The 610-nt window shown below is 62.3% G+C and carries 1 protein-coding gene; it reads right to left on the reverse strand.

The window, feature by feature from the left end; genetic code table 11:
* Positions 1-46: 46 nt before the first annotated feature.
* Positions 47-469, reverse strand: a complete 423-nt coding sequence (locus NA4_RS38495; RefSeq protein WP_218022548.1) for a hypothetical protein — start codon at positions 467-469, stop codon at positions 47-49.
* Positions 470-610: the final 141 nt, after the last annotated feature.

Consider the following 610-nt stretch of genomic DNA (forward strand, 5'->3'; position numbering starts at 1 on the left):
GGGCCGGCACCAAACGCGACGCCTCCTGGAACGGCTACAAGTGAGGTCAGCTCTGATACGGGTAGAGGGCAACATTGCCTGCTTCGACGCTGATCTCTACCCAGGCGCCGTCGGTACTGGCAGGGAGTGGTGATCCAAGATCGAACAGAATCGGTGAGTCACCCATCTGCAGGTACGCGGCGCCGTCCTCGGTCAGATGAAGCCGCCCACGCATGATCACTCGGTCGCCTTCCTGCCGGAGACCTGGCTCGGGAAGTGAGGCCAGCTGAGTGTTACGCCCCCAGAAAATGTCGTCATCGACGGCCCACTCGACGAGGTGCTGACCGTCGGGCTCTTGCGGATCGCCTCGCCAGAGCACCTCGGCGACGCCAACGGGTGCGTGAACCCGAACTTTAATCGGCCGCTGCGGGATCTGCGGCATCTTCTCCGTGCGCACCAGCACCCGCCCATCATCCAGCACCCCACCCACGCCCTCGAGGGCGGCCTTTCGTCACGAGGTCTGCGTGTTCGTCAGTACATCGACAAGGCCAAGAGGAGGCAGGCATTCGGACAGGTCCAATACCCGACAACACCATTACAACGAACCAGGCGAGTGCAGTTGCAGTACTAG

Origin of the sequence: Nocardia amamiensis NBRC 102102, from assembly GCF_001612745.1 — a bacterium.
GTDB classification, from domain to species: Bacteria; Actinomycetota; Actinomycetes; order Mycobacteriales; family Mycobacteriaceae; genus Nocardia; species Nocardia amamiensis.